This is a genomic window from Cellulosimicrobium cellulans (genome assembly GCF_016921195.1).
GTDB lineage: Bacteria > Actinomycetota > Actinomycetes > Actinomycetales > Cellulomonadaceae > Cellulosimicrobium > Cellulosimicrobium cellulans_F.
Genome location: NZ_JAFGYF010000002.1, coordinates 602,304 through 628,354, shown reverse-complemented (window position 1 = coordinate 628,354; position 26,051 = coordinate 602,304). Strand labels below are relative to the sequence as shown.

The 26,051-nt window shown below is 74.3% G+C and carries 21 protein-coding genes; 16 read left to right on the top strand and 5 right to left on the bottom strand.

Going from position 1 to position 26,051, the window contains the following annotated elements:
- From JN535_RS07865 to JN535_RS07845, 5 genes are all read left to right on the top strand, one after another.
- Positions 1-840, top strand: a complete 840-nt coding sequence (locus tag JN535_RS07865) for a hypothetical protein (protein ID WP_374100484.1) — start codon at positions 1-3, stop codon at positions 838-840.
- A complete protein-coding gene (gene murJ, locus JN535_RS07860; RefSeq protein WP_307868390.1) occupies positions 837-2,486 on the top strand; it encodes a murein biosynthesis integral membrane protein MurJ in 1,650 nt (549 codons plus the stop codon). Before JN535_RS07865 ends, murJ begins: the two co-directional genes overlap by 4 nt.
- Positions 2,487-2,550: 64 nt before the next feature.
- Positions 2,551-4,236 (top strand): CTP synthase, encoded by a 1,686-nt coding sequence (locus tag JN535_RS07855; protein ID WP_205204542.1) that lies wholly within the window; start codon positions 2,551-2,553, stop codon positions 4,234-4,236.
- On the top strand, positions 4,237-4,893 hold the full coding sequence (locus JN535_RS07850) for an NUDIX hydrolase (protein WP_307868387.1): 657 nt from the start codon (positions 4,237-4,239) through the stop codon (positions 4,891-4,893).
- A 270-nt stretch (positions 4,894-5,163) separates the two neighbouring features.
- The gene (locus JN535_RS07845; RefSeq protein ID WP_240200683.1) at positions 5,164-6,135 is read left to right on the top strand and encodes a patatin-like phospholipase family protein; all 972 of its coding nucleotides are present in this window, start codon (positions 5,164-5,166) and stop codon (positions 6,133-6,135) included.
- Between the two features lie 44 nt (positions 6,136-6,179).
- Here JN535_RS07845 and JN535_RS07840 read toward each other — a convergent pair whose 3' ends face one another.
- The 3 genes from JN535_RS07840 to JN535_RS07830 all read right to left on the bottom strand — a co-directional run bounded on the left by JN535_RS07840 (position 6,180) and on the right by JN535_RS07830 (position 8,981).
- Positions 6,180-7,145: a COX15/CtaA family protein gene (locus JN535_RS07840; RefSeq protein WP_205204533.1), complete on the bottom strand. Its 966-nt coding sequence runs from the start codon at positions 7,143-7,145 to the stop codon at positions 6,180-6,182.
- Between the two features lie 64 nt (positions 7,146-7,209).
- A complete protein-coding gene (locus tag JN535_RS07835) occupies positions 7,210-8,022 on the bottom strand; it encodes an ABC transporter permease (protein ID WP_205204530.1) in 813 nt (270 codons plus the stop codon).
- Positions 8,019-8,981: an ABC transporter ATP-binding protein gene (locus JN535_RS07830; protein ID WP_205204528.1), complete on the bottom strand. Its 963-nt coding sequence runs from the start codon at positions 8,979-8,981 to the stop codon at positions 8,019-8,021. The genes JN535_RS07835 and JN535_RS07830 overlap by 4 nt, the downstream gene beginning before the upstream one ends.
- Before the next feature lie 22 nt (positions 8,982-9,003).
- Between JN535_RS07830 and JN535_RS07825 the strand changes: the two genes are divergently transcribed.
- The 10 genes from JN535_RS07825 (at position 9,004) to JN535_RS07780 (ending at position 18,931) form a co-directional block, all read left to right on the top strand.
- On the top strand, positions 9,004-10,029 hold the full coding sequence (locus tag JN535_RS07825) for a helix-turn-helix transcriptional regulator (protein ID WP_275892187.1): 1,026 nt from the start codon (positions 9,004-9,006) through the stop codon (positions 10,027-10,029).
- A 99-nt stretch (positions 10,030-10,128) separates the two neighbouring features.
- Complete coding sequence (gene sufB, locus JN535_RS07820) at positions 10,129-11,589, top strand: Fe-S cluster assembly protein SufB (RefSeq protein WP_240200682.1); 1,461 nt, start codon at positions 10,129-10,131, stop codon at positions 11,587-11,589.
- Position 11,590: 1 nt separating this feature from the next.
- Entirely contained in the window at positions 11,591-12,844 is a 1,254-nt protein-coding gene (sufD, locus tag JN535_RS07815) for a Fe-S cluster assembly protein SufD (protein WP_205204524.1), read from the top strand.
- On the top strand, positions 12,841-13,185 hold the full coding sequence (locus JN535_RS07810; protein ID WP_047234320.1) for a non-heme iron oxygenase ferredoxin subunit: 345 nt from the start codon (positions 12,841-12,843) through the stop codon (positions 13,183-13,185). The genes sufD and JN535_RS07810 overlap by 4 nt, the downstream gene beginning before the upstream one ends.
- Before the next feature lie 95 nt (positions 13,186-13,280).
- A complete protein-coding gene (sufC, locus tag JN535_RS07805; RefSeq protein WP_047234341.1) occupies positions 13,281-14,063 on the top strand; it encodes a Fe-S cluster assembly ATPase SufC in 783 nt (260 codons plus the stop codon).
- A gap of 29 nt (positions 14,064-14,092) precedes the next feature.
- Positions 14,093-15,388 (top strand): cysteine desulfurase, encoded by a 1,296-nt coding sequence (locus JN535_RS07800; RefSeq protein WP_205204522.1) that lies wholly within the window; start codon positions 14,093-14,095, stop codon positions 15,386-15,388.
- An 11-nt stretch (positions 15,389-15,399) separates the two neighbouring features.
- Positions 15,400-15,936: a Fe-S cluster assembly sulfur transfer protein SufU gene (gene sufU, locus JN535_RS07795; protein ID WP_205204520.1), complete on the top strand. Its 537-nt coding sequence runs from the start codon at positions 15,400-15,402 to the stop codon at positions 15,934-15,936.
- Positions 15,933-16,286, top strand: coding sequence for a metal-sulfur cluster assembly factor (locus JN535_RS07790; RefSeq protein WP_024839505.1), 354 nt, complete (start codon positions 15,933-15,935; stop codon positions 16,284-16,286). The genes sufU and JN535_RS07790 overlap by 4 nt, the downstream gene beginning before the upstream one ends.
- A 206-nt stretch (positions 16,287-16,492) precedes the next feature.
- Positions 16,493-17,923 (top strand): helix-turn-helix domain-containing protein, encoded by a 1,431-nt coding sequence (locus JN535_RS21525; RefSeq protein ID WP_205204518.1) that lies wholly within the window; start codon positions 16,493-16,495, stop codon positions 17,921-17,923.
- Between the two features lie 267 nt (positions 17,924-18,190).
- Positions 18,191-18,931 (top strand): lysoplasmalogenase, encoded by a 741-nt coding sequence (locus JN535_RS07780; RefSeq protein ID WP_205204516.1) that lies wholly within the window; start codon positions 18,191-18,193, stop codon positions 18,929-18,931.
- A gap of 132 nt (positions 18,932-19,063) precedes the next feature.
- On the opposite strand, the gene JN535_RS07775 is transcribed toward JN535_RS07780, so the two are convergent.
- Together JN535_RS07775 and JN535_RS07770 are read right to left on the bottom strand one after the other, a co-directional pair.
- Entirely contained in the window at positions 19,064-20,413 is a 1,350-nt protein-coding gene (locus tag JN535_RS07775; protein WP_205204514.1) for a PP2C family protein-serine/threonine phosphatase, read from the bottom strand.
- 97 nt (positions 20,414-20,510) lie between these two features.
- Positions 20,511-22,961, bottom strand: coding sequence for a DNA gyrase/topoisomerase IV subunit A (locus tag JN535_RS07770; protein ID WP_205204512.1), 2,451 nt, complete (start codon positions 22,959-22,961; stop codon positions 20,511-20,513).
- Positions 22,962-23,172: 211 nt separating this feature from the next.
- Between JN535_RS07770 and JN535_RS07765 the strand changes: the two genes are divergently transcribed.
- Positions 23,173-25,992, top strand: a complete 2,820-nt coding sequence (locus JN535_RS07765) for a bifunctional acetate--CoA ligase family protein/GNAT family N-acetyltransferase (protein WP_205204510.1) — start codon at positions 23,173-23,175, stop codon at positions 25,990-25,992.
- Positions 25,993-26,051 lie beyond the last annotated feature (59 nt).

Here is a 26,051-nt window from a genome sequence, read left to right as displayed (position 1 = left end):
GTGGCGCGCGCGCTGCGCACCCTCGCTGCGGCCGGGGTGGCCGCCGCCGTGACCGTGGCGGCCCGACGCGCGACCGCGTCGCGCCCGCCGGGCGGTGCGGAGCGCTGGACGCGCACCAACCACCGCGGCGAGCCGATCAGCCTGCTCGAGGGACCGGCGGTCGCCGCCGGCCTCGTCGCCGGGACGCTCGCCGCAGGCGGTGACGCCCGCACGCGGGGCGCGGTCGCCCTCGCGACGGCGGGCGCGGGCGCGTTCGGACTCGTGGACGACCTCGCGGAGGACACGTCGACCCGGACGAAGGGCCTGCGCGGCCACCTCGGCGCGCTCGCCGAGGGCCGTGTGACGACGGGCGCGATGAAGGTCCTCGGGATCAGCGGCGTCTCGCTCGTCGCGGCGGCGATCGGGACGCGTCGCACGGGCGGGGCGTTCGGCCACCTGGTGGACGTCGGCGTGAACGGCGCGCTCATGGCCGGCACCGCGAACCTGCTCAACCTCCTCGACCTGCGCCCGGGCCGCGCGCTCAAGGCCGCCGGAGCCGCGTCGCTGCCGTACCTCGGTACCGCCGTGGCCCCGACGACGGGCGCGGTCCTCGGGGCTGCCGCCGCCGCGGCGCCCGGTGACCTGGGCGAGCGCGACATGCTCGGCGACTGCGGCGCGAACGCGCTCGGCGCCGCCCTGGGCTCGCAGGTCGCACTCGCGGCGCCCCGCTCGGTGCGCTGGCTCGCGCTCGCGGGCGTCGTGGGCCTGACCCTCGCGAGCGAGAAGGTGAGCTTCTCGAAGGTCATCGAGGGCAACGACGTGCTGCGGCGCGTGGACGCGTGGGGCCGGCGCCCGGCGTGAGCGCGCGGGCGGGGCGGCTGCGCGCCGCCACGGGCACCCTGGCGGGCGCCGCCGCGATGATCACGCTCGTGACGATCGCGAGCCGGATCGTCGGCTTCGCGCGGTCGCTCGTGCAGTCCGGCGCCGTCGGCACCGAGGGCGTCGGCTCCGCGTACACGGCGGCGAACCTCCTGCCGAACGTCCTCTTCGAGGTCGCGGCGGGCGGCGCGCTCGCCGGCTCGGTGGTCCCGCTCCTCGCCGGGCCCATCGCCCGCCGGGCGGGCACCGACGTCTCGCGGATCGCGTCGGCGCTCCTCGGGTGGACGCTCGTCGTGCTCGTCCCCCTCGGCGGGTTGCTCGCGCTCCTCGCGCAGCCGATCGCGTCCCTCCTCATGCTGCCGAAGCACCCGGAGCTCGTCGACGTCACGGCGACGTTCGTGCGCGTCTTCGCGCTCCAGGTCCCGCTCTACGGGCTGGCGGTCGTGCTGGGCAGCGTCCTGCAGGCGCACAAGCGGTTCTTCTGGCAGGCGTTCTCGCCGCTCCTGTCGAGCCTCGCCGTCATCGTGGTGTTCCTCGTCTTCGCCGGGCTCGCGGACGGCGACCAGGCCGACGTCGCCGCGCTGTCGGGGAACGCCATCGCCTGGCTGGGCTGGGGCACGACGGCGGGTGTCGCGGTCCTCGCACTGCCGCTCGTCCTGCCGGTGCACCGCCTCGGCGTCCGGCTGCGGCCCACGCTGCGGTTCCCGGGCGGTGAGGCCGTCCGGGCGCGGAACCTCGCGTTCGCGGGGATCGGGGCGCTCGTCGCGCAGCAGCTCTCCGTCCTGGCCATCATGGGCGCCGCCTACCGGTACGGCCCGGAGCAGACCTTCCCGACCTACTGGTTCGCCCAGCAGGTGTACCTGCTGCCCTACGCGGTGCTGGCGTTCCCCCTCGCGACGAGCGCGTTCCCGCGGCTCGCCGAGCACGTCGCGCACGCGCGCCACGACGCCTACCGGCGCCTGCTCGCGACCACGACGCGCACGCTGCTCGTCGTGGCGGGCCTGGGCGCGGCGGCACTGATCGCCGCGTCGGCGGCGGTCGAGGCGGTGTTCGCGTACATCGCGCAGGGCTCGGTCGCCGGCCTCGGCGGTGCGGTCGCGGGCATGGCCGTCGGCATCGTCGGGTTCTCGCTGATCCTGCACCTGTCCCGTGCCCTGTACACGATCGACCGTCAGCGCGTCGCGGTCGTCGTGACCGCCGCGGGGTGGCTCGTCGTGGCGGCGACCGCGTACGTCCTGCCCGCCGTGACCGGCGCGCGCGACCAGGCCGGGGTGCTGCTCCAGCTCGGCCTGGCGACCGCCGTCGGGATGTCGGTCGCGGGGGCCGGGCTGCTCGTCGCGACGCACCGTCACGCGGGGCGAGAGGCGACGCACGGGGTCCCGAGGACCCTCCTGGTCGTGGCGGTGGGCGTGACCCTCGGTGCGCTCGCGGGCTCGACGGTCTCGGGCGCGCTGCTGCCCGACGACGCGGGCTGGCTCGCCGCGGTCGGCGTCGGGGCGCTCGCCGCGCTCGTCGCGGGCGCCGTCGTCGTCGGGGTGTCGCTCGCGGGCGACCGGGCGGCCCTGCTCGGCGTCCTGCGCCGTGGCCGGTCCGGTGGAGCGCCCGCGGAGGACCAGCCGGCCCCGTAGACGTGGCGCGTCGCACCCTCCGGCCCGCGTGCCGTCGTCGGGCACGCTGTTAGGATGGAGTTCCGTGGCAGATCACCTGAACCGGCCCTCCTCCCGCCTCAACGCCTCGGGCGCTCGTACCGAGCACCGCACCGCGCACGTCTTCGTCACCGGCGGCGTCGCCTCCTCGCTCGGCAAGGGCCTCACGGCGTCCAGCCTCGGTCGTCTGCTCCGCTCGCGCGGCCTGCGCGTCACCATGCAGAAGCTCGACCCGTACCTCAACGTCGACCCCGGGACGATGAACCCGTTCCAGCACGGCGAGGTGTTCGTCACCGAGGACGGCGCCGAGACGGACCTCGACATCGGTCACTACGAGCGCTTCCTCGACGTCGACCTCGAGGCGTCCGCGAACGTCACGACCGGCCAGGTCTACTCCCAGGTGATCGCGCGCGAGCGGCGCGGCGAGTACCTCGGCGACACGGTCCAGGTCATCCCGCACATCACCGACGAGATCAAGACGCGCATGCGCGCCCAGGCCGGTGAGGACGTCGACGTCATCATCACGGAGATCGGCGGCACCGTCGGCGACATCGAGTCGCAGCCCTTCCTCGAGGCCGCGCGCCAGGTGCGCCACGAGCTCGGCCGCGACGACGTCTTCTTCCTCCACGTCTCGCTCGTGCCGTACATCGGCCCGTCGGGCGAGCTCAAGACCAAGCCGACGCAGCACTCGGTCGCGGCCCTGCGCTCGATCGGCATCCAGCCCGACGCGATCGTGCTCCGCGCGGACCGCGTGGTCCCCGAGCCGGTCAAGCGCAAGATCGCGCTCATGTGCGACGTCGACAACGAGGCCGTCGTCAACGCGGTCGACGCGCCGAGCATCTACGACATCCCGCGCGTGCTGCACTCCGAGGGCCTCGACGCGTACGTCGTGCGCCGCCTCGGCCTGCCGTTCCACGACGTCGACTGGGACGGCTGGAGCCAGCTCCTCGAGCGCGTGCACCAGCCCGCCCACCGCGTCGAGGTCGCGCTCGTCGGCAAGTACATCGACCTCCCGGACGCCTACCTCTCCGTTACGGAGGCCCTGCGCGCCGGCGGGTTCGCGAACGACGCGAAGGTCACGATCCGCTGGGTCGCCTCCGACGAGTGCCAGACGCCGGCGGGCGCCGACGACGCGCTGCACGGCGTCGACGCGGTCCTCGTGCCGGGCGGGTTCGGCGTGCGCGGCATCGAGGGCAAGCTCGGCGCGCTGCGCTGGGCGCGCGAGAACAAGGTGCCGACGCTCGGGATCTGCCTCGGGCTGCAGTCGATGGTCATCGAGTACGCGCGCAACGTGCTCGGCATCGAGGACGCGTCCTCGACCGAGTTCGACCCCGGCACGTCGCACCCGGTCATCGCGACCATGGAGGAGCAGCTCGCGATCGTGGGCGGCGACGGCGACCTCGGCGGGACCATGCGTCTCGGGTCGTACGAGGCCGCGCTCGCCCCGGGCTCGGTCGTCGCGAAGACCTACGGCGCCGAGCGCGTCTCGGAGCGTCACCGCCATCGCTACGAGGTGAACAACTCCTACCGCAAGCAGCTCGAGGAGGCTGGGCTCGTCATCAGCGGGACCTCGCGCGACTCGTCGCTCGTCGAGTTCGTCGAGCTCCCCGCGGACGTCCACCCGTACTACGTGAGCACGCAGGCGCACCCCGAGTTCAAGTCGCGCCCCACGCGCTCGCACCCGCTGTTCACGGGCCTCGTCGGCGCCGCGCTCGAGAACCAGGCCGACTGAGTGGGCAGCGAGGCGGGCGTGCCGTCGCCCGCGGAGCTCCCCACGGTCGACGCGCTCGCGCCGCGTCCGGTCGCCGAGACGTCGGTCGTGCACCACGGTCGCGTCTTCGACCTCCGGTCCGACGTCGTCGAGCTCGACGACGGGCGCGTCACGCGGGAGTACCTGGACCACCCCGGGGCCGTCGCCATCGTCGCGCTGGACGACGACGAGCGCGTGCTCCTGCTGCGCCAGTACCGCCACCCCGTGCGACGCGAGCTGTGGGAGGTCCCGGCGGGGCTGCTCGACGTCGTCGGGGAGGACGGGCAGGTCGCCGCGGCCCGCGAGCTCGCCGAGGAGGCCGACCTCCGGGCCGCGCGCTGGGACGTCCTCGTCGACTACTTCACGACGCCCGGAGGCTCGAACGAGGCGCTGCGCGTCTTCCTCGCGCGCGGCCTCTCGCCCGTGCCCGAGGACGAGCGGTTCACGCGAGAGGCCGAGGAGCTCGACATGGAGCTGCGGTGGGTGCCGCTCGACGAGGCGCTGCGCGGCGTCCTCGCGGGCGAGCTGCACAACCCGTCCGCGGTCGTCGGGATCCTGGCCGCCGCCGCGTCGCGCGCGGACGGGTGGGCGTCGTTGCGCCCGGCCGACGCGCCGTGGCCGGAGCGCCGCGGCGGCTGACGCCCCGCGCGGCCGGTGCTCCGGTTCGGGTAGCGTCCTGGGGCCTGCCGCTCGGGTGAACACCGTTGGCGCTCCGCGAGCCCGGAACCGCCCCGACCGACGTCACGGCGTGCGGGCATGCTAGCGTCGGCACCGATCGTGCACCGAGCCGAGGAGGTGAGTCCCGTGAACGCTGTGTCCGTACCGGGCGCTCCCTCGCTGCCCACGATCGCGCGACGGCCGTAGTCGTCACCGGGAGCGCTCGCCACCTCATCGCGAGAGGCGACTCCCATGCGCACCACCACATCTTCTTCTGCACCGGGTACCTCAGCCGGCGACTTCCCGGTACCTGACCTCCTGCCGTCCGATCCGGTCCCAACCTCGGGCGAGCGCGCCCTCGTGCTCGGGGGCGGTGGGTCCACCGGCAACGCGTGGCTCATCGGCGTCGTCGCCGGGTTGTCCGACGCCGGGCTGGACGTGACCACGGCAGACCTGACCGTCGGGACGTCGGCCGGGTCGACGGCGGCGGCGCAGCTCGCCGGCGCGACGCCCGCCGAGCTGTACGCCGCCGCTCTGGTCGCACCGTCACGTCCCCAGGCGGGTCCGATCAGCACGGGCCAGGGCAGGGACCGCACGCAGCAGGCGGCGGAGCAGATGGCGCGGACGGCCGCGGTCGTCGCCGGTGCCCGGGACGCCTCCGACATGCGCCGCCGGCTCGGGGAGGCGGCACTCGCGCTGCCCGGGTCGTCGGACGAGGCCGTGCAGTCCCGGTGGCGGGCCACCGTCGCCGCGCGCCTGCCGAGACGGTCCTGGCCTCGGAGCACCGTCCTCCTGACCGCCGTCGACGCGCGGACCGGTGAACCGACCGTCTTCGACCGGCAGAGCGGGGTCGACCTGGTCGACGCCGTCGCGGCGAGCTGCGCGAGCGGGTTCGCCTACCGGGTCGGGGAGCGGCAGTACCTCGACGGCGGATACCGCCGCAACGAGAACGCGGACCTCGCGGCGGGGCACCGGCGTGTGCTGGTGCTGTCGCCGTTCGGGGGAAGGACGCGGGCGCCCCAGGAATGGGGACTGCAGCTCTCGGCTCAGGTCGACGAGCTGCGGACGCGGGGGAGCGAGGTCGAGGTGATCGTGCCGGGGCCCGCGGCGGACCACCTGTTCGGCCCGCAGGCCATGGACCTGTCGCTGCGCCCGGCGGCGGCCGAGGCCGGGTACGAACGGGGCACCGCGCTCGCGGAGCGCGTCGCCGCGCTCTGGCGCTGACGCAGCGGTGGGCCGGGGCAGCTCAGGCCCCGGCCACCGCTCGCTCAGGCGCGGGTGCGGGTCGTCAGGACGACGCGCGTGGAGCCGGCGACGAGGAGCGCCGAGCCGAGCATGTGCAGACCGACGAGGAGCGCGGGCAGACCCGTGAAGTACTGGACGTACCCGACCAGTCCCTGGGCCAGCGTGATCGCGAGCAGGATCCAGGCCGCGCGGCGCACCTGCTGCGGCCCGCGGCGGACGCTCACGAGGTAGGCGACGAGGACGGCCACGAACACCCACACGGCCCACGCGTGGATCTTGCTCATGAACGCGGGGTCGACGGCGAAGCGGTAGCCGACCTCCTCGTCGCCGCTGTGCGGGCCGGCGCCCGTGACGATCACCCCGAGGACCACGACGACCGCAGTGAGTCCGTACAGGGTCCACGCGAGCGCGCGCGAACGCGGCGCGACCGTGGGGACGGGCGGCCCGTCGCCCTCCGCGGACCGGTGCAGGAGGAGCAGCGAGACGGAGACGAGCGCGGCCGAGACGACGAAGTGCAGCGACACCCACCCCGGGTGCAGGTGGAGCAGGACGATGACGCCGCCGATGACCGCCTGCGCGGCGACGCCGAGCAGGGGGACGGCACCGAGGAGTCGGTAGGACAGGACGCGCGACCGGTCCGTCCACACGAGCACGAGGGCCGCGATCGCGATGACGCTCAGCACCCCGGTGAGCGTGCGGTTCCCGTACTCGATGAACTGGTGGTACGTCGTCTCGGGGTGGAACTTCGCCGCGAACTGCCCGGGCTCGCACTGCGGCCAGGTCGAGCACCCGAGCCCCGAGCCCGTGAGCCGGACCGCACCGCCCGTGACGATGATGCCGATCTGCGCCACGAGGTTCGCGACGAGCACCGGTCGGGTCCAGCGGCGCAGCGGCGCGAGCCGGTCCGGGCGGGCGGCGCCGTCGCCTGCGGCGGCGCCTGTCGGGCTGTCGGCGGGAGCGGGATCGAGCGCGGGGGGCGGGGTGCTCACGGTCCCACGGTATCGGGACGACCGCGCGGCCCCGGAATCCCGCAGGTGTGAGATGCGCCCGGGCTCAGGTCCAGCGGAAGAGCCTGCCCGCGCCCCAGCCGAGCGCGGCGGTCCAGCCCAGCAGCACGACGACGGAGAACGGCGGCACCGCGCCGTCGAGCAGCGCGCCGCGCATCGCCTCACCCAGCGCGCCCGACGGCAGCAGCAGCGCGACGTGCTCGAGCGGACCGGGGAGCTGGTCGGCCGGGACGAGGACGCCTCCGCCGACGGTGAGCAGCACGAGCACGAGGTTCGCCACCGCGAGCACGCCCTCGGCGCGCAGCGTCCCGGCGAGCAGCATCGCGAGCGACGTGAACGCCGCGGTGCCGAGCAGCACGGCGAGCAGGGCCGCGGGGATCCCCGCGGGGTCGGGCTGCCAGCCGAGCCCGAGCGCGACCGCGGTGATGACGACGACCTGCACGACCTCGACCGCCAGGACGCCGAGCACCTTCCCCGCGAGGAGGCCACCGCGGCCCAGCGGCGTGGTCGACATGAGGCGCAGCACGCCGTTGCGCCGGTCGAACGCGGTCGCGATGGCCTGGGACGTGAACGCGGTCGACATCACGGCGAGCGCGAGGACGCCCGGCGCCACGAAGTCGACGCGCGTGGCGCCGCCCGTGTCGAGGTCGACGAACGAGGTGAGCACCAGCCCGAGCAGGAGCATCACGGGCAGGATGATCGTCACGAGGAGCTGCTCGCCGTTGCGCAGGATCATGCGCGTCTCGAACGCCGTCTGGGCCACGACGCGGCGCCACGCGGGCGCGGCGAGCTCGGCGGCCCGGGCCTCGACGTGGCCCTGGGCCTGCGGCGTGGTCGGCGTCGTGGCGTTCGCGTTCATCGCAGGTGCCGTCCCGTGAGGTCGAGGAACACGTCCTCGAGCGTGCGGCGGCCCACCGTGACGCGCGAGGCGAGGACGCCGCGCGCGGCGAGCCACGTCGTCAGCGTCACGAGCGTCGCGGGATCAGCAGGGCCGGTGAGGGTGTACGAGCCGGGCTGCGGCTCGGCGGCGACCCACGCGCCGGGCGCGGCGCCGTCGGGCACGCCGGCCCGGGCGAGCGCGTCCCTCAGCCCGCCGAGGTCCAGCGCCGGCGTCGCCTCGAAGCGGACCGTGCGGTCCGCCTCGCCGTCCGCCCCGGTCTCGAGCAGGTCCCGCGTGGCGCCCGCGGCGATGACCTTCCCGTGGTCGACGACGTACACGTGGTCGGCCAGGTCCTCGGCCTCGTCCATGAGGTGGGTCGTGAGGACGATCCCCACACCCTCCGCGCGCAGCTCGCGCACGAGCTCCCAGACCGCGTGCCGGCTCTGCGGGTCCATGCCCGCGCTCGGCTCGTCGAGGAAGACGACCTCCGGCCGCCCGACGATCGCCGCGGCGAGCGCGAGGCGCTGGCGCTGCCCGCCGGACAGCCGTCGGACGGTCGTGCGCGCGAAGCTCTCGAGCCCCAGTCGCTCGGTGAGCTCGCCGACGTCGCGCGGCCGCGCGTACATCGACGCGACGTGCCGGAGCATCTCCAGGGCACGCACGCCCGTCGGCAGCCCGCCGTCCTGGAGCATGACGCCGACGCGCGGACGCAGGTCGCGCGCGTCGGTCAGCGGGTCGAGCCCGAGCACCTCGACGCGCCCGGCGTCGGGGGAGCGCAGGCCCTCGCAGCACTCGACCGTCGTGGTCTTGCCGGCGCCGTTGGGGCCGAGCACCGCGGTGATCGCGCCGCGCTCGGCGGCGAGGGACACGCCGTCGACGACGGCACGACCGTCGTAGCGCTTGACGAGGTCGTGCACGAGCACGGCGGGGGCGGGCACCCGCCGATTCTAGGGGGCCGGCCTGCCGCGCACGGCCCTCGCCCCGGCCCCGACGCACCGGTGTCGTGTACGCCACATCGCGGCGGAACGGGGCTGGTCTGAGGGTCGCCTTGCTTGCGCTGGAGCAATTAGGGAACAACCATGTTGTCTATATCGGTTCTCCAGACCTGTGCTCCGTGGCGGCCGTTGCCGCACGCGAGCCCGCGAGACGCCACGGGAGGTGAGCATGGCCGCAGGATCCGTCCGCCCGGACGCGCTGCGCCCCGCCGCGCCCGCGACGCCCGCCGACGCCGACCGCCGCACGCGTGAGCGCGTGCTCGAGCTCGTCGCGAGCGCGGGCCCCGTGAGCGCTGCCGACCTCGCCGCCACGCTCGGCCTCACGCCCGCGGCCGTCCGCCGTCACCTCGCCCTCCTCGAGGAGGACGACCTCGTCGCCGTGCACGACGCCGGGCACCCCACCGGGATGCGTGGGCGGCCCGCTCGCCGGTACGTCACCACGTCGGCCGGGCAGGGCGCGCTCAGCGGCACCTACGCCGACCTCGCGACCCAGGCGCTGAGGTACCTGCGCGACGTCGCCGGGCCGGACGCCGTCGAGCGCTTCGCCCAGGACCGCCTCGCCGAGCTCGCCGACCGCTACGCCGGCCGGCTCGACGCGGACGACGTCGAGGGCCGGGCGGCCCAGCTCGCCGCGGCGCTCGCGGACGACGGGTACGCGGCGAGCGTGCGTCCCGTCCCCGGCACCTCGGCGGTGCAGCTGTGCCAGGGGCACTGCCCGGTGCAGCACGTCGCCGAGGAGTTCCCGCAGCTGTGCGAGGCGGAGGCGCAGGTCTTCGCCAAGCTGCTCGGCTCGCACGTCCAGCGCCTCGCGACCCTGGCGACGGGGGCGCACGCGTGCACGACCAACGTCCCGGTGGGCCTCCCGGTCCCCGCGCCGCGGGCCACCCGCCCGCTCCGGGCCCACGACGGCCACGCTCACGACGGCCATGCTCACGACGGCCGCGACCACGACGTCCGGGCGCGCGGTCGCCCGACGTCGGGCGAGACCTGACCCGAGGGGCGCACCGCCGCCCCGAGGCACGCACGACACCCCCGCAAGAACTTGTACCGACTGCCCCCGCCCGCACAGACGGACAGTGGAAGGACGACCATGAGCGCTCCCACCCAGGACGCCGCCGGCACGGCCCAGCCGACCGGTGAGAAGCAGACCGACGACGAGATCATCGCCTCGATCGGCGCGTACGAGTACGGCTGGCACGACTCCGACGAGGCGGGCCAGACCGCGCAGCGCGGCCTCAGCGAGGACGTCGTACGCAACATCTCGGCGCTGAAGAACGAGCCCGAGTGGATGCTCAAGACGCGGCTCAAGGCCCTGCGCCTCTTCGACAAGAAGCCCATGCCGAGCTGGGGCTCCGACCTCACGGGCATCGACTTCGACAACATCAAGTACTTCGTGCGCTCCACGGAGAAGCAGGCCGCCTCGTGGGAGGACCTGCCCGAGGACATCAAGGAGACGTACGACAAGCTCGGCATCCCCGAGGCGGAGAAGCAGCGCCTCGTCGCGGGCGTCGCCGCCCAGTACGAGTCCGAGGTGGTCTACCACCAGATCAACGAGGAGCTCGAGCGCCAGGGCGTCATCTTCCTCGACACCGACACCGCGCTGCGCGAGCACCCGGAGCTCTTCCAGGAGTACTTCGGCACCGTCATCCCGTCGGGCGACAACAAGTTCGCGGCGCTCAACTCGGCCGTGTGGTCGGGCGGGTCGTTCGTCTACGTGCCGCCGGGCGTGCACGTGGAGATCCCGCTGCAGGCCTACTTCCGCATCAACACGGAGAACATGGGCCAGTTCGAGCGGACGCTGATCATCGCGGACGAGGGCTCGTACGTGCACTACGTCGAGGGCTGCACCGCGCCGATCTACTCGTCCGACTCGCTGCACTCCGCGGTCGTCGAGATCATCGTCAAGAAGAACGCCCGCGTGCGCTACACGACGATCCAGAACTGGTCGAACAACGTCTACAACCTCGTGACCAAGCGGGCGACCGCGGCCGAGGGCGCGACGATGGAGTGGGTCGACGGCAACATCGGCTCCAAGGTCACCATGAAGTACCCGGCCATCTACCTGCTCGGCGAGCACGCGCGCGGCGAGACGCTCTCGATCGCGTTCGCGGGCGAGGGCCAGCACCAGGACGCCGGGGCCAAGATGGTCCACGCGGCGCCGCACACGTCGTCGTCCATCGTGTCGAAGTCGGTCGCGCGCGGCGGCGGCCGCACGTCCTACCGCGGCCTGGTCCAGGTGCTCGAGGGCGCCTCGCACTCGGCCTCGACCGTGCTGTGCGACGCGCTGCTCGTCGACCAGATCTCCCGGTCCGACACCTACCCGTACGTCGACGTCCGCGAGGACGACGTGTCCATGGGGCACGAGGCGACGGTCTCGCGGGTGAGCGAGGACCAGCTGTTCTACCTCATGTCCCGAGGCATGGAGGAGACCGAGGCGATGGCCATGATCGTGCGCGGGTTCGTCGAGCCCATCGCGCGCGAGCTGCCCATGGAGTACGCGCTCGAGCTCAACCGCCTCATCGAGCTGCAGATGGAAGGGTCCGTCGGCTGATATGACCACCACCACCATTCCCGAAGAGGCCGGCCTGACGACCGACCACTCGCGCGCGCAGGCCGACGGGGCGCACTCGCACGGCGTCGTGCCCCAGGGCTCGCGCGCCGAGCGGCTGACGTCCTTCGACCTCGCCGACATCCCCGTGCCCTCCGGGCGCGAGGAGGAGTGGCGCTTCTCGCCGGTCGCGCGCCTCGCGCCGCTGTTCGACGCCACGCTCGTCGGGCAGAGCGGCGGCGGCGACGTGCGCGTGACGGTCGTCGAGGCCCCCGAGGTCGAGGTCGCGATCGTCGGTCGCGACGACGAGCGGCTCGGCACCGCCGGCAAGCCCGGCGACCGCACCGCCGTCACGGCGTGGAACGCGTTCGAGCAGTCGACGGTCGTCACGGTGCCCAAGGAGGCCGTCGCGTCGGACGTGACGTCCGTGCGCGTCGAGGGCCACGGCTCCACGCCGACGGCGAGCCACGTCCTCGTGCGCGCCGAGCGGCACTCCGAGGCCGTCGTCGTGCTGGACCACGTCGGGACCGCGACGCTCAACGAGACGGTCGAGATCGTCGTCGAGGACGGCGCGCACCTCACGGTCGTGTCGGTCCAGGACTGGGCCGACGGCGCCGTGCACGCCTCGTCGCACCGCTCCCGCATCGGGCGTGACGCGCGGCTCAAGCACGTGGTCGTGACGCTGGGCGGCGACGTCGTGCGCATCACGCCCGACGCCGAGTTCACGGCCGAGGGCGGCGACGTCGAGATGGTCGGCCTCTACTTCGCGGACGCGGACCAGCACCAGGAGCACCGCCTGTTCGTCGACCACGCCGTGCCGCGCTGCAAGTCGCGCGTCACGTACAAGGGCGCGCTGCAGGGCGAGGGCGCGCACGCGGTGTGGGTCGGGGACGTGCTCATCCAGGCCGAGGCCGAGGGCACCGACACGTACGAGCTCAACCGCAACCTCGTCCTCACGGACGGCGCGCGCGCGGACTCGGTGCCGAACCTCGAGATCGAGACGGGCGAGATCGAGGGCGCGGGGCACGCTTCCGCGACCGGCCGGTTCGACGACGAGCAGCTCTTCTACCTGCAGGCCCGCGGCATCCCGGAGGTCGAGGCGCGCCGTCTCGTCGTCCGCGGCTTCTTCGCGGAGCTCATCCAGGAGATCGGCGTCGCGTCGGTCGAGGAGCGCCTGCTCGAGGCGATCGAGCGCGAGCTGAGCAAGTCCATGTCGATCATCGACGGGAGCGCCGAGCCCGCCGAGGCGACGGCGTGACCGCACAGCCCGCCTGCACGACGTCCGACCTCGGCCCGGAGGAGGCGCTCCGCGTCGAGCTCCCGGCCGAGGACGGGCGGGTCGTCGAGGTCGCCGTCATCCGTGACGGCGACGGCGACTGGCACGCGATCTCGGACATCTGCTCCCACGGGGCGGTGTCCCTGTCGGACGGCGAGGTCGAGGGCTGCTTCGTCGAGTGCTGGCTGCACGGCTCGCAGTTCGACGTGCGGACCGGCATGCCGACGGCGCTGCCCGCGATGCGGCCCGTGCCCGTGTACCCGGTGACGGTCGACGGCGAGCAGGTGCTCGTCGACGTCGACCGCGTCGTGGCTCCCACCTGACCCGTCCTCCGATCCGCCAGCCGATCCACGAGCACCACCACGGCGCGCCGGGCGCGCGCCCCACGGCTCACCAGAACCTCTTGGAGAAGAACCAGATGTCCACTCTCGAGATCCGCGACCTGCACGTCAGCGTCGAGACCAAGGAAGGCCCGAAGCCGATCCTGCGCGGCGTCGACCTGACGATCGCCAGCGGCGAGGTCCACGCCATCATGGGCCCGAACGGCTCGGGCAAGTCGACGCTCGCCTACTCGATCGCCGGCCACCCCAAGTACCAGGTCACCGGCGGCACCGTGACGCTCGACGGCGAGGACGTCCTCGCGATGAGCGTCGACGAGCGCGCCCGCGCGGGCCTGTTCCTCGCCATGCAGTACCCGGTCGAGGTCCCCGGCGTCTCCGTGTCGAACTTCCTGCGCACCGCGAAGACCGCGATCGACGGCGAGGCCCCCGCGCTGCGCCACTGGGTCAAGGACGTCAAGGGCGCCATGGAGCGCCTGCGCATGGACGACTCCTTCGCCGAGCGCTCGGTCAACGAGGGCTTCTCCGGTGGCGAGAAGAAGCGCCACGAGATCCTCCAGATGGAGCTCCTCAAGCCGAAGTTCGCCGTCCTCGACGAGACCGACTCGGGCCTCGACGTCGACGCGCTGCGCATCGTGTCCGAGGGCGTCAACCGCGTCCACGGCGCGACGGACGCGGGCATCCTGCTCATCACGCACTACACGCGCATCCTGCGCTACATCAAGCCGGACTTCGTCCACGTCTTCGTCGACGGCAAGGTCGCCGAGGAGGGCGGCCCGGAGCTGGCCGACCGCCTGGAGGAGGAGGGCTACGACCGCTACCTCTCCGGCGCCGTCGAGTCCGCCTCGGCCGCCTCGGCCTGAGCGGTAGCACCACCTCCGAGGAGACGACCATGACGACCACCGCGCACAGCTCCCCCCTGACGGCGACCGAGCTCGCCGCCGTGCGGGCGGACTTCCCGCTGCTCGAGCGCACCGTGCGCGGTGGTCGTCCGCTCGTCTACCTCGACTCCGCGGCGACGTCGCAGAAGCCGCAGGTCGTCCTCGACACCGAGGTCGACTTCTACGAGGAGCGCAACGCGGCCGTGCACCGCGGCGCGCACCAGCTCGCCGAGGAGGCGACCGAGGCGTTCGAGGACGCCCGTGCCGACGTCGCGGCGTTCGTCGGCGCGCGCCCGGGCGAGATCGTCTGGACGTCCGGGGCGACGGCTGCGATCAACCTCGTCGCGTACGGGATCTCGAACGCGACGCTCGGCCGCGGAGGAGAGGCGGCCCGCCGCTTCGCGCTCGCGCCGGGCGACGAGATCGTCGTCACCGAGGCGGAGCACCACGCGAACATCGTGCCGTGGCAGGAGCTCGCAGCCCGCACGGGCGCCGTCCTGCGCTGGTTCGAGGTGGACGACGACGGGCGCGTGCGCGTGGAGGATGCCGCGACGGTCATCACGGAGCGCACGCGGATCGTGGCGTTCGCGCACGTGTCGAACGTGACGGGCGCGATCACCCCTGTCGAGCCGATCGTGGCCCGGGCGCGCGAGGTCGGCGCGCTCACCGTGCTCGACGCGTGCCAGTCCGTGCCGCACCTGCCGGTCGACCTGCCCGCGCTCGGCGTCGACTTCGCCGCGTTCTCGGCCCACAAGATGCTCGGCCCCACGGGCGTGGGCGTGCTGTACGGCCGGCGCGAGCTGCTCGAGGCGCTGCCGCCCGTGACGACCGGCGGGTCGATGATCGAGGTCGTCACGATGACCGAGTCGTCGTACATGGCGCCGCCCCAGCGGTTCGAGGCGGGCACGCAGCCCGTGGCACAGGTCGTCGGGTTCGGCGCGGCCGCCAAGTACCTGCACGAGCTGGGCATGGACGGCGTCGCGGCGCACGAGCGCGAGCTCGCCGCCGACCTGCTGCGCATCGGGGAGATCCCGGGCGTGCGGATCATCGGCCCGCGCGAGCCCGCGGACCGGCTCGCCGTCGTGTCGTTCGTCGTGGACGGCGTGCACGCGCACGACGTCGGCCAGGTGCTCGACGACGCCGGCATCGCCGTGCGCGTGGGTCACCACTGCGCCCAGCCCCTGCACCGCCGGTTCGGGATCGCCGCGACCGCGCGCGCGTCCGCGTCGGTGTACACCACGCGCGAGGACGTCGACGCGTTCCGGGAAGCATTGGCCGGGGTGCGCGCGTTCTTCTCGGTGGACTGAGAGAGGACCCGATGAGCTCGATCGAGCAGATGTACCAGCAGGTCATCCTCGACCACGCGAAGACCCCGCACGGCCGGGGCCTGGTCGAGGTGGCGGACGGCGCGGCGAGCGGCCAGTCGCACCAGGTGAACCCCACGTGCGGCGACGAGGTGACGCTGCGCGTCGAGCTCGCCGGCGACACGATCGGCCGCGTGAGCTGGGAGGGGCAGGGTTGCAGCATCTCGCAGGCGTCCCTGTCCGTGCTCACCGACCTCGTGTCGGGCCGGCCCGTGGCCGAGGCCGAGCACCTCGGCGAGGTCTTCCGCGAGCTCATGGGCTCGCGCGGCAAGGGCCTCGACGAGGCCGCGGAGGACGAGCTCGGCGACGCCACCGTGTTCACGGGCGTGTCGCGCTACCCTGCGCGGATCAAGTGCGCCCTGCTCGGCTGGGCCGCGCTGCGCGACTCGCTCGTCACCTCGGGCGCCCTGGGCGCCGTGGGCGACGCATCAACCGCAGCAGCTTCCGACGCGGCGCTCGCCGCGCGGGGAACGACGGAGGAGAACCGATGACCACCGAGACCGGCGCGCCCGCCGAGGGCGCCACGCCCAGCCCGCCGAACGTCGCCGACGTCGAGGAGGCGCTGCGCGACGTCATCGACCCCGAGCTCGGCATCAACGTCGTCGACCTCGGCCTCGTCTACGGCATCCAGATCGACCAGAACAACCACGCCGTCATCGACATGACGCTCACGTCCGCGGCGTGCCCGCTGACCGACGTCATCGAGGACCAGTCCGCGCAGGCGCTCGAGGGCCTGGTCGACGGCTTCCGCGTCAACTGGGTCTGGATGCCGCCGTGGGGCCCGGAGAAGATCACCACCGACGGCAAGGAGCAGCTCCGCGCGCTGGGGTTCAACGTCTGACGAGCCCTCCCGTCCGACTGACGACGCCGCGTCCCTCGGGGCGCGGCGTCGTGCTGTCTCCGGCCGTCGGACCCGCAGACCGGCCCGCGGGCGTGCCGCCCCGGACCGCCGCTGCTCACGATCCGATTGCGATCCTTCCGGTGCGTTGACGAGGAGTGTCCTGAGTGTTGGGATATGTGCGCCCACACCACTTTTCGGAGGATCACGTGACACAGCAGGACCAGACCGGCGCGGGCGGTTCCCCGCGGCAGGTGCGCTATCGCGGCCGACACCTCCCGATGGTCGCGGTGGTCATCGCCGCGACGATCGCCACCGCGCTGGCGTACAGCGGCATGGTCCTGTTCGGTCTCGAGGTGGCGCACATGTCGCCGCTCGAGGCGTACGGGCTCGCGGGCTTCCTCGAGATCAGCCTCGTCGCCGTGGCGCTCATGGCGCGCAACGCGGCGCTCGAGGGCCGCCCGTACGGCGTCCTGCTCACGCTCACGTGGGTGCTCTCGGGCACGTCGGGTCTGTTCGCGGCGCTCCACGAGGTCGCCGTCCCGACGGCGAGCACCCCCTACATGGTGGTGTTCCGGTTCGTGCCGCCGCTGGTGGCCGCGCTCATGTGGCACCTCGCCCTCGTGGGGGAGCGGCACATGGTGACGGGTCACACGCTCGAGGAGCGTCGTCGTGAGCTGCGCGTCCACGGGTACGTCTCCGCACTGGAGCAGTGGCGCGACGCGCGCGCCGACAGCGCGGGCTCGCCGGCGGACCTGCGCAAGGTCCGCGCCGCGCACGAGCGGCAGCGTGCCGCCCGCGACGCCGCGCTGAAGCTCCTGACGGTCGAGGACTTCGAGCGCCGCATGCAGGTCTGGGTCGACCGGCTGGAGGCCGCGGAGCGCCACGGCAACCGCCTCGACCTCATCGGGGCGAGCTCCGTCAAGCGTGGCACCGCCCGCGGGTCGGACGAGACCTCCGCGTCCGCGGCGCGTCCCGAGGCTCCCGAGGTCGTCGTCGCCCGGACCGCCGCGCCCGCCGAGACGCTCGTGGAGACGCACCGCCGGGAGACGCTCGCGCTGGAGCGGGCGCGCGACGGCGAGGAGCGCGCGGTCGAGGCAGCAGCGTCGATCGAGCCGCAGGAGCACGCGACGGACCGGGAGCGCCCCGCGGCCGCTGCCGCGCCGGCCGAGGCCCCCGCCGTCGAGCAGGACGACGTGCCGGGGAACGAGCTCGCCGACGCGCAGCCCTACACGCCCCAGACCGCCTTCGAGTCGCTTCCCGACCTCGAGGCGCGGGTGAAGGAGCTGTTCGACCGCACCCGCCCGCTTCCCTGGGACCGGCCGGTCCCGGAGGAGACCGGTGCGACACCGGTCGTGGAGCCCCCTGCCGTGACCGGTCACACCCGACGCGTCGAGGTGTTCAACCTCCCCAGCTCCGGTGACGCCGTGCCGACCTCCTCCACCCAGGAGCCCACGGTCGACGACGACCCGACGGTCGAGCGCGACCGTCGCATCGTCGAGCTCGCCCGCCAGGGGATGAACCAGCGGGAGATCGCCCAGAAGGTCTCGGCGTCGCGATCGACCGTGAGCCGCGTCGTGCGCCGCTACGAGGACCAGAAGCCCGCGTCGGAGGACGACCGCGAGCTCGCCAACGCCTGACGTCCGTCGTCGCGCACGACGCCTCGGGGTCGACTCTGGGCCCCCCTCCGGCTCCACCGGCCGACGCCGCTCCCCGTCCGGGGCGCGGCGTCGTGCCGTCTCCGGCGCCGACGTCGCGCCGAGCGGCCTCGTCGGCCCGCACGGCCTCTCGGGCAGGACGGCGCGACTGCCCCACGCCGACATGCCCCGGGTGCCGCCGTCGCGGGCGTAGGATCGGCCAGCGCCGGCAAGGACGCCGGTGAACGACCCGAAGGAGCCTCGTCGCCCATGATCGTCGCGTGGGGCGTGCTCGCCCTGCTCACCCTCGTCCACCTCGCCGCCCAGCTCGCCGGCGCCGAGACGCTCGCCGACACGTCGCAGTGGTTCCTCATGCCGCTCCTGGCGGGCTGCCTGTGGCTCGCCACGCGGCGTCGCGGCGTCGGCACGAGTCCGGGCCGACGCTCACGGCTCGTCCGCCTCACGCTCGTGGCGCTCGGCTTCTCCTGGCTCGGCGACACCGCGCCCGACCTCGCCGACGGCGACACCGCGTTCCTCGTCATGGTCGGGTTCTTCCTGTGCGCCCAGGTGACGTACACGCTCGCGTTCTGGCCGTACCGCGCGGGCTCCGCGCTGCGCCGCCCGGTCGCGCTCGCCCCGTACCTGCTGGCCTTCGTCGCTCTCGTCGTCGCGTGCGCGCCCGGTGCGGGGTCGCTGCTCGTCCCGGTCGTCGTCTACGGCGCGTGCCTCGTGGCGATGGCCGTGACCGCGACGGGCGTCGACCGTCGTGCCGGCGTCGGCGGCGCGGTCTTCCTCGCGTCCGACGCGCTCATCGCGCTCGACGCGTTCGCGCCCTGGTACGCCCTGCCCGCCCACGGCTTCTGGGTCATGCTCACCTACGTCGTCGGGCAGGTGCTCCTCGTGCTCGGCGTGTTGCGCCGAGAGCGTGCGGCGGTGGCCTCGGTCGAGGCGGCGACGTCGTGCTCAGCAGCTCGGGGAGGAGGCAGCTCCGCGACGAGCTGCGCCTTCTGACGGACCGCTCGCCTCCTCCGTCGCCGTCGCCCCCGACCTTCCGACGCCGGCTCGGCAGTCGGCCGGGAGGCCCGCTCCCGCCAGTGGTTCGGCAGGACGTGTCTCGACGGCGCCGGCACCGCTCCGGGGCGGTCAGACCCCGGGATCGGCAGGCGGTGCCTCGCCGGGGTCCGGGTGGACGTCCGCGACGCCGTCGACGTGGACGAGGACCAGGGCGACGTCGTCCTGGGCGCCGTGGGGCACGAGGTCCTCCAGGAGCGCGTCCAGCAGCTCGTGCGGTGGTACGTCTCCGAGCGCCTCGACCCGGGCCGGGAGCTCGTCCAGCACCTCGCGCAACGAGCGGTCCCGGCGCTCGACGAGGCCGTCGGTGTAGAGCAGGAGGGCGTCGCCCGGGTCGAGGGACGCCTCGTGCTCCGTCCGGCCGCCGCCGAGCCCGATCCCGAGCATCGGTGCGGGACGCGCCTCGAGCAGGTGGGCGGTGCCGTCGGCACGCCGCACGACGGGTGGCACGTGCCCGGCGCTCGCCCAGCAGAGCCCTCGTCGACCGCCCGGCCCGGGTGCCCCGATCCGTGCGACGGCGACCGTCGCCAGGGCCTGGAGTCCGAGCCCCTCGGCGGTCTGCTCGGCGGCGTCGAGAGCGGCGGCGGGGCCGGCGTCGGTCGCGAAGGCGACGGAGCGCAGGACGCCGCGCAGGTGGCCCATGTGTGCGGCGGCGGCGACGTCGTGACCCGTGACGTCGCCGACCACGACGGTCGTGTCGCCGTCGGGGTGCGCGAACGCGTCGTACCAGTCGCCGCCGAGGTGCACCTCCGGGACCGCGGGTCGGTAGCGCACGTCGATCGTCAGGCCGGGGATGTCGGGAGGCGGCGTGAGCACCGAGTCCTGGAGCGCGAGCGCGGCGCGCCGCTCGCGCGTGATGACCTCCGCGTAGCGGTCGACCGACGAGCCGAGGAGCAGCGCCCGGTCCACGAGCGACATCTCGTCGGGGCACTGCGTCACCTCGCCCCGGCTGGTCTCCGGCGCCGCGAGTCCGCGCGCGAGCACGACGCTCGTCACGTCCTCGGCGCGGTGCACCACGGCCGACACGCGCCCGCCAGCGTCCAGGACGGGGAGGTTGGTGGTGATCCACCAGCGCTCGGTCCACCCGCCGTCGTGGCGACGCAGGTCGTACCGGTGCGGGCCGATCATCTCGAGCCGGCCCGTGCGCACGACGCGCTCGAGCGACCGGACGACCCGCTCCACGGAGCCGCCGTCCGGGCCGTGGGCGGGGAACACGTCGAGATAGTGCCGACCGACGACGGCGCTCGCCGGCGCGTCGATGGTGCGGAGCAGCGACTCGTTCGCGTCGAGCACCGTCAGGTCGGGCGAGAGCACCGCCTTGGGCGCCGTGAGCACGGAGAAGACGGCGTGGTAGTCCACGGGGCCGGCGGCCCCGCCCGCGTCGCGAGGCGTCCGGACGGCGCCCCCCTGGTCTCCTGCCACACCACGAGCCTGCCCCCATCCCGGGCACTCGCAAGGGCGGGCGACCTCGACCTGCCGCGCGGGGCGCCGGGCTCTGCCCGGCAGCGGGCGTGCGCGGCTACCCGACGGCCGTGACCGGGGACGCGAGCGGCGTGCCCGAACCGTCGCGGCGCTGGTCGACCGGGGGGAGGTCGACGGCCTGCCCGCCGGAGCCGGTGGCGCGCGCCGGGCCCTGCCCCACCCACGCGAGGATGAGCGCGTCCTCGCCCTTGAGGAACCGCTGCGCCCGGACACCGCCGGTGCCACGGCCCTTGCCGGGGTAGAGCTCGTACGGCGTGACCTTGCCGGCCCCGGTCTGGGTGCCGGGCAGCGCGGACGACGACCCGGCGACCGTGACGACGACGCCGAGGTCGCGCACGTCGGCCGGGACGACGCCGAAGAACGCGACGCGGTGCCCGTCGGCGAGCCGGATGCCGGCCATGCCTCCGGCCGGGCGTCCCTGCGGCCGCACGGCCGACGCGTCGAAGTGCAGGAGCGACGCGTCGGTGCTGACGAAGACGAGCTCGTCGGCGTCGGTCGCGGGCGCCGCCCCGACGACCGTGTCACCGTCCTTGAGGCCGATGATCTCCCAGTCGTCGCGGTTGTTCGGCACGTCGCCCGGGGTGACGCGCTTGACGACGCCCTGCGCCGTGCCGAGCGCGAGCGGGGGAGCGTCGGCGTCGAGCGACGCGATCGTCACGGCCTCCTCGCCCGGCTCGAGCCCGACGACCTCGCTCAGCGGCACGCCGCCCGACAGGCTCGGCGCGTTGTCGGTGGGCGGCAGCGCGGGCAGGTCGAGCACGGACACCCGGACCATGCGTCCGCGGCTCGTCACGAGGCCGACCTCGCCGCGCGCCGTCGTGCGCACGGCGGCGCGCAGCACGTCGTGGGCCGCTCGGGGCCCGGTGCGCGCGGGCTCGGTCTCGTCGCTCGTGCGCGCGAGCAGGCCCGTCGCGGAGAACAGCGCCCAGCACGGCGTGTCCGCGACCTCGAGCGGCACCGCCGCGGTCGTGGTCGGCGCGGCGCCGGCGGACTCCAGGAGGATCGTGCGGCGCGGCGTCCCGTACGTCTTGGCGACGTCCGCCATCTCGCCCGAGACCACGGCCCGAAGCTTGGCGTCGCTGCCGAGGATCTCCTGGAGCTCCTCGATCTCGCGGCGCAGCGTCTCCTGCTCCTTCTCGAGCTCGATGCGGGAGAACTTGGTGAGGCGGCGCAGCTGGAGCTCGAGGATGTACTCCGCCTGCGGCTCCGAGAGGTCGAACACGGTCTGGAGGCGCCCGCGGGCCGTCGCGGTGTCGTCGGAGGACCGGATCACCTGGATGACCTCGTCGATGTCGACGATGGCGATGAGCAGGCCGTCCACGAGGTGCAGCCGCTCGGACCGCTTGCGCAGCCGGTAGGCCGAGCGACGACGCACCACGTCGATGCGGTGGTCGACCCAGACGGACAGCATCTCGCGCAGGCCCAGCGTGCGGGGCTGCCCGTCGACGAGAGCGACGTTGTTCATGCCGAACGAGTCCTCGAGCGGCGTGAACTTGTAGAGCTGCTCGAGCACCGCCTCGGGGTTGAAGCCCGTCTTCACCTCGACGACGATCCGCAGCCCGTGCTCGCGGTCCGTGAGGTCCGTCGCGGCCGTGATGCCCTGGATCTTCTTGGTCTTGACGCCCTCGGCGATCTTCTCGATCACCTTCTCCGGGCCGACGAGGTAGGGCAGCTCGGTGATGACGATGCCCTTGCGGCGCGGCGTGAGGTTCTCGACGCGCGCCGTCGCGCGCGTGCGGAACGTGCCACGGCCCGTGCGGTAGGCCTCGCGCACGCCGTCGAGCCCGACGATCTTGCCGCCCGTGGGCAGGTCGGGGCCGGGGACGAACCGCATGAGCGCCTCGAGGTCGGCCTCCGGGTGCGCGACGAGGTGGCGCGCCGCGGCGACGACCTCGACGAGGTTGTGCGGCGCCATGTTCGTGGCCATGCCGACCGCGATGCCGGACGCCCCGTTGACGAGCAGGTTCGGGATCGCCGCCGGCAGCACGTCGGGCTGCTGGAGCTTGTTGTCGTAGTTTGGCACGAAGTCGACGACGTCCTCGTCGAGGCCGGCCGTCATCGCGAGCGACGGCGGGGCCAGGCGCGCCTCGGTGTACCGGGAGGCTGCCGGGCCGTCGTCGAGCGTGCCGAAGTTCCCGTGCCCGTCGACGAGCGGCAGGCGCAGCGAGAAGTCCTGCGCGAGGCGCACGAGCGCGTCGTAGATCGCGGCGTCGCCGTGCGGGTGGAGCTTGCCCATGACCTCGCCGACGACGCGCGCGGACTTCACGTGCGCGCGGTCGGGGCGCAGCCCCATGTCGGCCATCATGTAGAGGATGCGGCGCTGGACGGGCTTGAGGCCGTCGCGCGCGTCGGGCAGGGCGCGCGAGTAGATGACGGAGTACGCGTACTCGAGGAACGACGTCTCCATCTCCGCCTGGACGTCGACGTCGACGATCTTCTCGTTCACCTCGGCCGGGTCGAGCGAGGGGGTCGAGGACTTGCGCGCCATGGGCCTGCGGGCTCCTGCCGTTCGGTGCGCCGCGAGGGCGCGGGTCGGTGCCGGTGCTGGTCCGGCGTCGTCGTGCTGTGTGCCGCACGCGAGGGTACGCCAACCGTCCGACACGCCGCGCCACACGAGGTCTCTCGGAGGACCATTGTCCTCCCGGGTCGGGCCGGGGTGGCGCAGGCGCACCGCGCCCGGCGCCGCATAGCCTGGGGGCGTGAGAGACGGCGGCGCAGCCGGGCGGGGCCCGGACCGGTACCCGGTGGAGTGGGAGGCGGACGTCGTCCTGCGCGACGGGACGACGACCCACGTGCGCCCGATCCGCCCCGAGGACGCCGAGGCGCTCCAGCGCTTCCACGTCGGGCAGTCCGAGCGTTCGACGTACCTGCGCTTCTTCGCCCCCATGGAGCGGCTGTCGGAGCGCGACCTGGAGCGGTTCACGCGCGTGGACCACGTCGACCGCGTCGCGCTGGTCGCGGTCCGCCCGCGCGACGGCGCGCCCGCCGGTACCGCCGAGCCGGGGGCGGGATCGACGGCCGGTGACGTCGGCGAGGACATCATCGGCGTCGCGCGCTTCGACCGCACCGGCGCGGCAGAGGCCGAGGTCGCCTTCAACATCGCCGACTCGGCCCAGGGCAGGGGGTTGGGTTCCGTGCTGCTCGAGCACGTCGCCGCGGCGGCGCGCGAGCGTGGCGTGCGCCGCTTCACGGCCGAGGTCCTGCCCCAGAACGGCAAGATGCTCGCCGTCTTCCGCGAGGCCGGGTACGACGTGCGCCAGCAGATGGACGACGGGTTCGTCCAGGTGAGCGTCGACCTCGACCCCACGGAACGGTCGCGGGCCGTCATGGCGGACCGCGAGCACCGCGCGGAGGCTCGGAGCATGCAGGGCCTGTTCGGCGCCACGAGCGTCGTGCTCGTGGGACCCGGCGTGCCGCCCGGCGACGGACCCGACGACGACGGCGCACCCCTCGACCGCGTCCTCGCGCACCGCGCCCTCGCCGCTCTCGTACGCAGCCCGGACGTGACGGTCCACGTCGTGGGCGTCGGTGCGGACGTGCCCGACGGCGGGCCGGCGGCACCCCTCGCGCACGCGACCCTCGCCGACGTCCCCGGCCCGGTCGACCTCGCGGTCGTCGCCCTCCCGCCGCCGGACGCGATCGAGACGGTCCGCCAGCTCGCGCGCCTCGAGGTGCGCGGCGTCGTCGTGCTGTCCGCCGGGTTCGCGGAGACCGGACCCGAGGGGCTCGCGCTGCAGCGCGAGCTCCTGCGCGTCGCGCACATCGCAGGGCTGCGCGTCGTCGGGCCCGCGAGCTACGGCCTGCTGCGCACGGGCGAGGAGCGTGGGCGGCCGGCGCTCGCGGCGACGCTCGCCGAGGACCTGCCGCGGCCCGGCGTCGTCGGCCTGTTCAGCCAGTCGGCGCCCATGGCCGTCACGCTGCTCGCGACGACGGCGCGGCGCGGGCTGGGCGTGTCGTCGTTCCTGTCCGCGGGGCACCGGGCCGACGTGTCCGGCAACGACCTCATGCAGTACTGGCAGGACGACGCCGCGACGCAGGTGGTCTGCCTGTACCTCGAGTCGATCGGCAACCCGCGCAAGTTCTCGCGGATCGCGCGCCGGCTCGCGTCGGTCAAACCCGTCGTGGTCGTCACGGCGGGGCGCTCGGGGCAGGTCGTGCCGCCGGGCCACGCCGTGCGCTCGACGCGCGCGCCGCGCCGCACGCTCGAGGAGATGCTGCGCCAGTCGGGCGTGATCCGGGCCGAGAACACGCACCACATGATCGACATCGCCCAGCTCCTCGCGCACCAGCCGCTCCCGCGCGGGCGCCGCGTCGGCATCCTCGCCAGCTCGGCGTCGCTCGCCGCGCTCGTCGCGGAGGCGTCGTCGTCGGCGGGGCTCGTCGTCGCGCGGTCGGACTTCCTGCCCGAGGACGCGTCGTCGGACGAGGTGGCCGCCACGGTCGAGGCGCTCTACGCGCCCGACGCGTGCGACGTCGTCGTCGTCGTCCAGGTCCCCGTGGTGCACGCTCGCCGCGAGGACGTCAGTCGTGCCGTGGCGCTCGCAGCCGCGCGGACCGGCCGCACGACCGTCGCGAGCATGCTCGGGCTCCACGGCCTGACCGACGAGCTGTCGGTCCCGGCCCCCGAGGCCTGCGAGGGCGGCGCGGCCGAGGCCCCCCTGCGCGTCCCCGCCTACTCGACGCCCGAGGACGCGGTGGCCGCGCTGGGCGCCGTCGTCCGCTACGCGCGCTGGCGCGAGGCCGACCACGGGACGCCCGTGCGCCCCGCAGGCGTCGACCCGGCCCGCGCCCGAGCGCTCGTCGAGCAGGCGCTCGCGGACCGGGACGCCGTCGACCTCGACCCCGCGGCCACGGCCGACCTGCTCGCGTGCTACGGCGTGCGCGTGTGGCCGGCCCGCCGCGTCCGCACGGCCGACGAGGCGGTCGAGGCCGCCCGGGAGATCGGCTGGCCCGTCGCGCTCAAGAGCACGGCGGCCGGCCTGCGGCACCGCGCCGACCTCGGTGGCGTGCGGCTCGACATCGCGGACGAGACCGAGCTGCGGACGGACGTCGCGCAGATGCGGGAGGCGCTCGCGGCGGTGCTCCCGGGGGCCGCCGACGAGCCCTTCGAGGTGCAGGCGATGGCGGACGCGGGTGTCGCGTGCGTGGTCCGCTCGACCGAGGACCAGCTCTTCGGCCCGGTCGTCTCGTTCGGGCTCGCGGGCGACGCGGTCGACCTCCTTGGTGACGTCGCGTACGGGGTGCCGCCGCTGACCGACGTCGACGTCGCGGCCATGGTGCGCTCGGTGCGGGCCGCGCCGCGGCTCTTCGGGTACATGGGCACGCACGTCGTGGCGACGGCGGCGCTGGAGGACGTCCTGGCGCGCGTGTCCGTGCTCGCGGACGACCTGCCCGAGGTCCGCAGCCTCGAGCTGTACCCCGTCGTCGTGTCCGAGCACGGGGCCGCGGTCCTCAGCGCGCGCGTCACGCTCGCCGACGCCCAGCGGGCCGACGCGCTGCGCCGCGCCCTGCCAGGCTGACGTCCGTCCGTCCGTCCGTCCGTCCGTCCCCGGGCCGCGACCGCGGCTGGCCGCGGCCG

What these genes read in the sequence shown, in the direction of transcription:
- JN535_RS07770 (WP_205204512.1), bottom strand. Translation starts at nt 22,961, where the DNA reads ATGGCGCGCAAGTCCTCGACCCCCTCGCTCGACCCGGCCGAGGTGAAC.
- JN535_RS07780 (WP_205204516.1), top strand. Translation starts at nt 18,191, where the DNA reads ATGATCGTCGCGTGGGGCGTGCTCGCCCTGCTCACCCTCGTCCACCTC.
- JN535_RS07790 (WP_024839505.1), top strand. Translation starts at nt 15,933, where the DNA reads ATGACCACCGAGACCGGCGCGCCCGCCGAGGGCGCCACGCCCAGCCCG.
- JN535_RS07835 (WP_205204530.1), bottom strand. Translation starts at nt 8,022, where the DNA reads ATGAACGCGAACGCCACGACGCCGACCACGCCGCAGGCCCAGGGCCAC.
- sufB (WP_240200682.1), top strand. Translation starts at nt 10,129, where the DNA reads ATGAGCGCTCCCACCCAGGACGCCGCCGGCACGGCCCAGCCGACCGGT.
- sufC (WP_047234341.1), top strand. Translation starts at nt 13,281, where the DNA reads ATGTCCACTCTCGAGATCCGCGACCTGCACGTCAGCGTCGAGACCAAG.
- sufD (WP_205204524.1), top strand. Translation starts at nt 11,591, where the DNA reads ATGACCACCACCACCATTCCCGAAGAGGCCGGCCTGACGACCGACCAC.
- JN535_RS07845 (WP_240200683.1), top strand. Translation starts at nt 5,164, where the DNA reads ATGCGCACCACCACATCTTCTTCTGCACCGGGTACCTCAGCCGGCGAC.
- sufU (WP_205204520.1), top strand. Translation starts at nt 15,400, where the DNA reads ATGAGCTCGATCGAGCAGATGTACCAGCAGGTCATCCTCGACCACGCG.
- JN535_RS07800 (WP_205204522.1), top strand. Translation starts at nt 14,093, where the DNA reads ATGACGACCACCGCGCACAGCTCCCCCCTGACGGCGACCGAGCTCGCC.